The sequence below is a fragment of the Cupriavidus sp. 01L46 genome (assembly GCF_056399905.1).
On record NZ_JBFTSF010000294.1, the window covers coordinates 1 to 7,316 of the forward strand.

Annotated in this window: 7 protein-coding genes and 1 pseudogene; 3 read left to right on the forward strand and 5 right to left on the reverse strand. The window is 65.4% G+C overall.

What is annotated here, in order from left to right:
• Together AC1DS3_RS31950 and AC1DS3_RS31955 are read right to left on the reverse strand one after the other, a co-directional pair.
• Positions 1-124: pseudogene (locus AC1DS3_RS31950) on the reverse strand (aliphatic nitrilase); the annotation flags it as partial.
• Positions 125-167: 43 nt separating this feature from the next.
• A complete protein-coding gene (locus AC1DS3_RS31955) occupies positions 168-650 on the reverse strand; it encodes an MSMEG_0572/Sll0783 family nitrogen starvation response protein (RefSeq protein ID WP_035811662.1) in 483 nt (160 codons plus the stop codon).
• A 104-nt stretch (positions 651-754) separates the two neighbouring features.
• On the opposite strand from AC1DS3_RS31955, the gene AC1DS3_RS31960 reads away from it, so the two are divergent.
• From AC1DS3_RS31960 to AC1DS3_RS31970, 3 genes are all read left to right on the forward strand, one after another.
• Positions 755-997: a hypothetical protein gene (locus AC1DS3_RS31960; RefSeq protein WP_477128720.1), complete on the forward strand. Its 243-nt coding sequence runs from the start codon at positions 755-757 to the stop codon at positions 995-997.
• A 58-nt stretch (positions 998-1,055) separates the two neighbouring features.
• Complete coding sequence (locus AC1DS3_RS31965; protein WP_477128721.1) at positions 1,056-2,447, forward strand: aminotransferase-like domain-containing protein; 1,392 nt, start codon at positions 1,056-1,058, stop codon at positions 2,445-2,447.
• Between the two features lie 291 nt (positions 2,448-2,738).
• Positions 2,739-3,893 (forward strand): tail fiber protein, encoded by a 1,155-nt coding sequence (locus AC1DS3_RS31970; protein ID WP_477128722.1) that lies wholly within the window; start codon positions 2,739-2,741, stop codon positions 3,891-3,893.
• Positions 3,894-3,953: 60 nt separating this feature from the next.
• Here AC1DS3_RS31970 and AC1DS3_RS31975 read toward each other — a convergent pair whose 3' ends face one another.
• The 3 genes from AC1DS3_RS31975 to AC1DS3_RS31985 all read right to left on the reverse strand — a co-directional run bounded on the left by AC1DS3_RS31975 (position 3,954) and on the right by AC1DS3_RS31985 (position 6,837).
• Positions 3,954-4,775, reverse strand: a complete 822-nt coding sequence (locus tag AC1DS3_RS31975) for a hypothetical protein (protein ID WP_477128723.1) — start codon at positions 4,773-4,775, stop codon at positions 3,954-3,956.
• 115 nt (positions 4,776-4,890) lie between these two features.
• On the reverse strand, positions 4,891-5,490 hold the full coding sequence (locus tag AC1DS3_RS31980; protein ID WP_477128724.1) for a nitrogen fixation protein NifQ: 600 nt from the start codon (positions 5,488-5,490) through the stop codon (positions 4,891-4,893).
• A 402-nt stretch (positions 5,491-5,892) separates the two neighbouring features.
• Positions 5,893-6,837, reverse strand: coding sequence for an EAL domain-containing protein (locus AC1DS3_RS31985; RefSeq protein ID WP_441634723.1), 945 nt, complete (start codon positions 6,835-6,837; stop codon positions 5,893-5,895).
• Between the last annotated feature and the right edge of the window lie 479 nt (positions 6,838-7,316).

Here is a 7,316-nt window from a genome sequence, read left to right on the forward strand (position 1 = left end):
GCTGCACGCCCTCCCGTGCGGCGCGGTCGATGGCCTCGCAGACTTTGCCGAGGGTGCCTTCGCCGTGCTCGAGGTCCGGAGAGATCTGGACCGCGGCCGCGCGCACAATGCGTTTCTGTGACATGGTGATGCCCGCCCTTTCTTTTCAGCGTTAGTGCGTTGAACCGTTAAACCGTCCAGGTATCCAGGATCAGCGCGTTCTCTTTGCGGTGGATCAGCTTCAGGTCCAGCACATCGAGCGGGCTGATCGGGCGGATGCCTTCGATCAGCGACGCTTCGCCATGGCCATACAGCGCTTGCAGCGCAAAGCGGCAGGCGTAGACCTTGCCGCCCTCTTCCATGAACTTGGTGATCTGCTTGTTGAAGTTGAGATGGCCGGCGAAGGCTTCGTCGCCCAGCGTGGGAAAGCCGCGCTGCAGGCCAAGCGTCACGCCCGGGCCGTACAGCAGGATGGAGGTCTCGAAGCCCTTGCGTTGCAGGCGCGTGGCCTGCAGCAGGTTGACGAAGCCGATCGAGCCTTCGAAGGCCACGGTGTGGAAGGTAACCAGCGCCTTCTCGCCCGGTTCCGCCTTGACGTCCTCGAATACCTTCTCTTCGTAGTCGACCAGGAAGTCGCCTTTCTTGTGGGCCGGTTTGTTCACTGCGGGCATGTTGCACTCCATAGGGTTGGTGGATCTGTCGATCGATCGGCGCTGGGCCGACACCAGACCTTGAGCATGGGACATGCCATCTGCCATGCCCACCCATGCGATCAATGACCGATCAAGCAGCGAATCGCTCATTGATCGCATCGCTGATTTTCCGGATGGCGGCATGGGCAGGAAAYGCTTGTGCGCTAGCCGGTACCGGCCCGCTATGGGCCTTTTGCGGCCATGCACTGCGGTGGACCGCGCCAACCCGGGAAACACGCCCGGAAGCGGTGCAATCCGGCAATATCGCACCATCATTGCGCAAACAAAAATGCGATCATTTCAATCGCAAAAAACGATCATTGTGATAGCCTGATGCCTCGGATAAAGCCGCACCAGACAACCTCGAACACCAGGAGCCCACCCTTGCCCGGACTTGCCAGCCACTGGCTCAAACGCCTTGCCGAGAGCACCAAACCCGCTTACCTGATGATCCCCGACCTGATCGAGGAAGACCTGGCAAGCGGCCGCTTGCAAGCGCGCGACCGCCTGCCGGCGCTGCGCGACCTGGCCGAAGCGCTGCAGCTCAACTACACCACCGTGGCCCGCGCCTACGCGGAAGCCCGCAAGCGCGGGCTGATCGACGCCAAGGCCGGCAGCGGCACCTTTGTGCGCGGACGCACGCCGGCCCTGCCGCTGCGCGCGGGCACGGGTGCCGAAATGACCATGAACAACCCGCCGGAGCCGCCGGCGCTGACCGTGAGGCTGCGCGAGTCGGCAGCGCGCCTGATGAGCACGACGGATCCCTACGACCTGCTGCGCTACCAGGATTTCGGCGGCACGCCGGCGGATCGCGCGGTCGCGGTGGGCTGGCTCAAACGCTATGTGCCCGCCTGCCGCGCGGATACCGTGCTGATCTGCCCGGGGATGCACAGCGCCCTGGTGGCGCTGGTGTCGCTGCTGGCCCGGCCCGGGCAGACGATCTGCCTGGATACGCTGGCCTACCCCGGCATCAAGGCCATCGCCACGCAGCTCGGCGTGCAGCTGCAGGCCCTGCCCAGCGATGAGGAAGGCCCCCTCGGCCCGGCCTTCGAAACACTCTGCAAGACGCAAAAGCCAAGCGCGCTGTACTGCAATCCCACGCTGCAGAACCCCAGCACCAAAACCATGCCCCAGGGACGGCGCGAAATCCTGGCGGATATCGCCCTGCGCTACAGCGTGCCGATCATCGAGGACGATGCCTACGGCATGCTGCCGCAGCGCACGCCGGATGCCATGGCCACGCTCGCGCCGGAACTCACCTACTACGTCACCGGCTTGTCGAAATGCTTTGGCGCCGGATTGCGCATTGCCTTTATCCACGGCCCCACCGCGCGCCAGACCCAACGGCTGGCAGGCACGCTGCGCGCCACCACCGTCATGGCAAGCCCGTTCAATACGCTGCTGGCCACGTCATGGATCAAGGACGGCACAGCCGAAGACATGCTCAAGGCCATCCGCGCCGAATGCGTGGCCCGCCAGCTCCTGGCCCGCGACGTGCTGGCGGGGCGGCCATACGATGCCGACCCCGAAGGCTTCCATCTCTGGCTGCCGGTTCCACCGGACAGCGGCTGGCGCCCTTCCGAGCTGGCGCTGCATCTGCGCTCGCGCGGCATCGGCGTGGTCTCGAGCGCGGCGTTCTCCACCGATGGCAATCCCCCGGATGCCATCCGGATCTGCCTGGGCGGACCGGGCGAGCGCGACGAGGTAGAGGAATCGCTGCAGATCGTGGCGGATACGCTGGACGATCCGCACCATCTGCATTCGGCCATGCTGTAGCGGGCCATTGCGCCTTCGTTCTGCCGGCGCCCTGCCGGCGCTTGGCCGGCTTCGTTGGGTTTTGGCAACGACATCAAAGTCTGCCGGCGAAACCGCAGATGACTTTGCCGTCTCGCGGACAACCGTCGATAAAATACGGCCCGCTGCGCCCGGCAGGCGCTTCCATTCCGTTTCGTTTCATTTAACTACATATAAAAAGTGCACCTCGGCATCGGCCGAGACGTGTGCAAGCGGACAACTGTTTATGGGAAATCAAGGGAAATCATGATGCAAACAAAAATACAAACAAAAATGCGGGCTCTCTATCTGTCCATGGCCGCGGCCTCGCTGCTGAACGCATGCGGTGGCGGCGGCAGCGATACCACGCAATCGTCCGGCAGCGCGCCGATAACGGTGGCACCGGCAGCCTCGATCTCCGGCGTTGCCGCCACCGGCGCACCCATTGCCAACGCCACCGTGGCACTGAAATGCGTGGCTGGCACGGCCTCCGTCACCACCTCGGCCACCGGCGCCTGGTCGGTCACCACCGCCGGCCTGGTGCTGCCATGCGCGGCGCGCGTGACCGGCCCGAACGGCGTGCTGCACACGCTGATCCTCGGCCCGGGCGTGACCAACATCACGCCGATCACCGAGCTGGTGGTGGCCAGCGCCACCGAGAACCCCGACACCGAAGCCTTCTTCAACACGTTCTCCGCCACCTCGGCCGGCGCGGCAAGCAACCGTCTGCCCACTGCCCTGACCTTGACCAAGCAGCGCCTGGCCAACCTGGGCGTGACGGTGGACACGCTGAACCTGCTCAACCAGGTGTTCCAGCCACAAGCCGGCGACGCCTATGACGACAAGCTCGAGGCGCTGATCGTGCGCCTGAAGGCCAACAACGCCACGCTGGTCACGGTGGCGCAGGAACTGGCCAGGGGCGATGTAGGCCCGGCAGGGGCAACGGGCGCGACCGGCGCAACGGGTGCGGCAGGTCCCACCGGCGCTACCGGCGCGATGGGGGCCACCGGAGCTACGGGGGCAGCCGGCGCGCAGGGCCCGCAAGGTGTCGACGGGAACAATGGCGCCACGGGCGCTACCGGCGCGACTGGAGCTACTGGCGCCACCGGTGCGCAAGGCGTGACGGGGCCGACGGGCGCGACCGGCGCCACAGGCCCCATCAACCCGGGGCTGGGACAAAACACCGGAATCGCGGCAGGCGGCGCCAGCGGCTCCGATTGCACGCTAGRCAGCGTGTGGCTAACCGCCGCGATGTTCGGGCGAGGCCTGCCGGCCGATGGCCGGCTGCTGCTCGTCACGCAATACACGCAGCTGTTCTCGCTGCTGGGGACTAATTTCGGCGGCGACGGACGGACCACGTTCGGGTTGCCCAACCTTTCGTCCGTCACGCCCAACGGCCTGACGTACATGATCTGCACGGACGGCACCATCTTCCCCAACCGGATCTAAGCAGCCGGAGGCCGGGGACACAAGAAGCCGGCCTCCTTCCCGCTCAAGCCTCGGACGCGTTCATTGCCCGGGCCGCGCCGAGCGCGGCTCCGCAGGCACCGGCGCAAGGCTGCGCGCGATCACCAGTTGCTGGCTATCCCCGCTCGCCAGTGCCAGGTCCCGGAGCTTTCTCCGGATACGCGCCTGGAAATCCGGATCGAGCCCCGCCTTGCCGGCTTCATAGAGGCCGAGCATCTGCCGGAACACCAGCGCCGGCGCAACATCGGCCGGCAGCGCGCCGATCACCTCCGCCTCCCGCTTGCACCAGGCGAAATCCGCTGCGCCCAGATCCGTACCGCCCACCGTCATAGTTAGCGTGCGCACCTGGCGGCTCTGCGCAAAGTGCGTGCCACCGCGGCTGTTCGTCATGCCGCAGAACAGATAGCTGCCCTCGACGTCCAGCACATACGTCATCTTCGGCACCGGCGCGCCATCGGCGCCACCCGTTGTGGAGAATACCCGGCCAAAATCACCCTCCCCCACGATGGCGTCGAGAATCCATTGCGACTGCGCATGGCGCCCGGGCAGGCGCACCGACACGGTACGGCCTTGCCGGTCGGTCACGCCGAAGACCACGCTGGCCTTGTCCCCCGGGCCAACCGGTATGCCGGCGATCTGGTGCTCAGGCAAGGCCAGCCGATAGCGCGCTTCCGGCATTGGCGCTCCGGTGAGCGCATCGCGCAGCACGAACCGATGCCGGTATGGGCCTTCGCCGACCGTTCCGGGGCCGCGGTATTCGCGGGCCTGGGAGATGCCGGGCAGCGCCAATGCCGCCAGCAGGATGACGCTGCGCAGGATAGGGGTTGTTCTGGCCTTTGCCACCATTGCCACCATTGTCACCATTGCCACCATTGCCACTCATATTGGATTGAATTCGCCCACAATCAGCGATTTTGCTGTTTATGGCGATTTTCAAGCGACGGATTCTACGCCAGCCAGGCCGCTGGCGCGTGGCTGCCTAGCGCCAGCTGATCACCGACTCGGTGCCGTGGYAGCTAGCGTAGTTGTCGCATCCGGCGCAGGCCGGTTCGGGGCACGGGTGCAGGTCCATCTGCCGGCATAGCGCGTGGTAGAAGAACTTCTTCCACTTCATGTCCGTGGTGTTGGCCGCGTAGAGCGAGGGGAAATACGCCTGCAGCAAGCGGGAGACGTCATGCCGGCCCGACAGGCCCATGTCATGCCAGAGATGGGAGCCGCCAAAGCAGCCGCTGGCCAGCGCGTGGGCGGCCCAGCGCATTTCGGGGCGAGCGGGGCGAGCGGGGCAATCGGGGCGAGCGGGATCGCCCGATGCGATCAGCATCTGCACCAGGTCGGGAAACTCACAAGGCAGTGCGGCGGCGTCGACCGGCGCCGACTCCGGCGCCCACCCCGCCGCCCTGGCACCAGGAAAGCAGTGATCCAGCATCTGCCAGAACTCGGGCTCGGCAAGCCCGAGCCACTGCGCGAACCTGGGCAGCCTGGCAGCGTTGGCGCTCTCCAGCACGCCCGCCAGGGCACGGCAAGCCGGCTCGCCGGGAGAGAGCGAAAACGCATCTAGGATCAGCAACGACTGGTTCACGGGCAATGCCTTGTGGAGCTGGGCCGGCAAAAAAAGAGGTTCATCCGGCTTTCGTGTGGGTCGATGCATCGCTGGGCGAAATCCAGCGCTGCCGTGGCTCCCCTCTCCCACAAGTGGGAGAGGGGAGCAAACCCGCGCGTTGCTTCCCGCCACTTGCATCCGCGTGCAGTACCCACATGAAAGTCCGAAGAACCAAAAAAGAGGGGGAAATGCCCTGCCAGACGGCGGCATCCTGGCCGCTCGCGAAAGCCCGATGACCGAAATATATCGATGTATATAACGGTAGTCAAACGCAGGCCGGGGCAGATCGGGGCAGGCTAACCTCATCCCGGCCAAGGGATAGCCAGCGGCGGCGCCCTTGGGCAAGGCGGCGCAAACCACACCCGCCGGGCGTGGCATGGCCTAAAGCTGGAGCCGCTCGAAGGGCATCGGGGGAGAAATGGCATACCCCTGCAGCAAATCCGCGCCGAGCGACCGTGCCAGCACCACGTCGTCCGGGCTCTCCACGCCTTCGGCCACCGTCTGCAGCTCCAGCGAGCGCGCCAGCGCCATCGAGGAGACGAACAGCCGCCGGGCGCGCTCGGCATGGCGTGCGCGGTGCAGCAGGATCTTGTCCACCTTGACCTGCTTGAACGGCAGCAGGCCAAGGGCTTGCAGCGAGGCATAGCCCGAGCCGAAATCGTCCTGGGAGATCACCATGCCGCGGGCGGAAAGCGCGCTGAGGTTTTCCAGCAAGCGCGCCTCGCTGCCRTGGGAAACGCGGGTCTGCTCGGTCAGCTCCAGCACGAGGCGGGCAATATCCAGCCCATGGGAAATGCTTGCGCGCACGAATCCCTGGACGAAGCCGGCCGCCGCCGCCGTCCTCGGGTTGACGTTCAGCGAGAACCGCCCTGTGTATTGCGGAAACCGCGTGCGCACCCGGCTGCATGCGCCAAGGAAATGATCCAGCAGCAGTGTCTCCACGCCATGGCTGGTGATGCTGCCGACAAACTTGTCCGGGGCATGGTGCCGCCCCTTGTCAGACCAGCGCGCCAGCACCTCCAGCCCGACGATGCCGCCGTGCTGCGCGCTGATCTGCGGCTGGAACACCGGGTAGATATGCCCGAACTCGATCGCACCGATCAGGTCCCCCCGGGTAAGCGAGAGCAGCTCCTCGTGATCCAGGCCGCGCTCGGTGGCATCCACGCCCTCCGGCCCGCCTGAAGGCCACGCCATCCTCTGGCGCAGCCGCGCCAAGCGCGCGGCCGCCGGATCGGGGTAGCCACTGCCGGTGCCGGCACTGGCCCCGTCCGGATGCGGGACCCATGTGCAGGGAGACGCCGTGCCACTGAAAAACGCGTAATGCAATCTAAGCTCCTGGAAGGCATCTGAAATGACGGCAAACCCAAAGGAGCGCCCCACGCCACGGCCAATCTGCACATATGCAACACATAAGCAGGCGCATATGCAGACACAGCCCTATTCTTCCAGTGCCCGCATGGCCGCGGACCACGCAGGTTCCCCTCCGAAGGAGGACCACCCACCAAGGCAGGGTACTGACGCAATACAAGCCGTAAGACAATTCGACTCAGCAAGACTGACCCCTTGCTGAACCGTTCAAGGGGTGTAGGAGCACCCTGCGCCTACACCCTTTTTTTTCTGCCACGGTTTCTCCGCACCTGGATCCAGGTGCAGCCTCCCGCCCAAGCCCGTATTGCCCCGATCCCCGCCTTAAAATCCCCGCTTTAAATCCCCGCTTTAAAATCCCGAAAAGCGAATACCGATCGAGCCATAGCCGTAATAGCGATCGAGCTTGCCCGCGGTAGCAGCGTTATAGAGAAACGGGA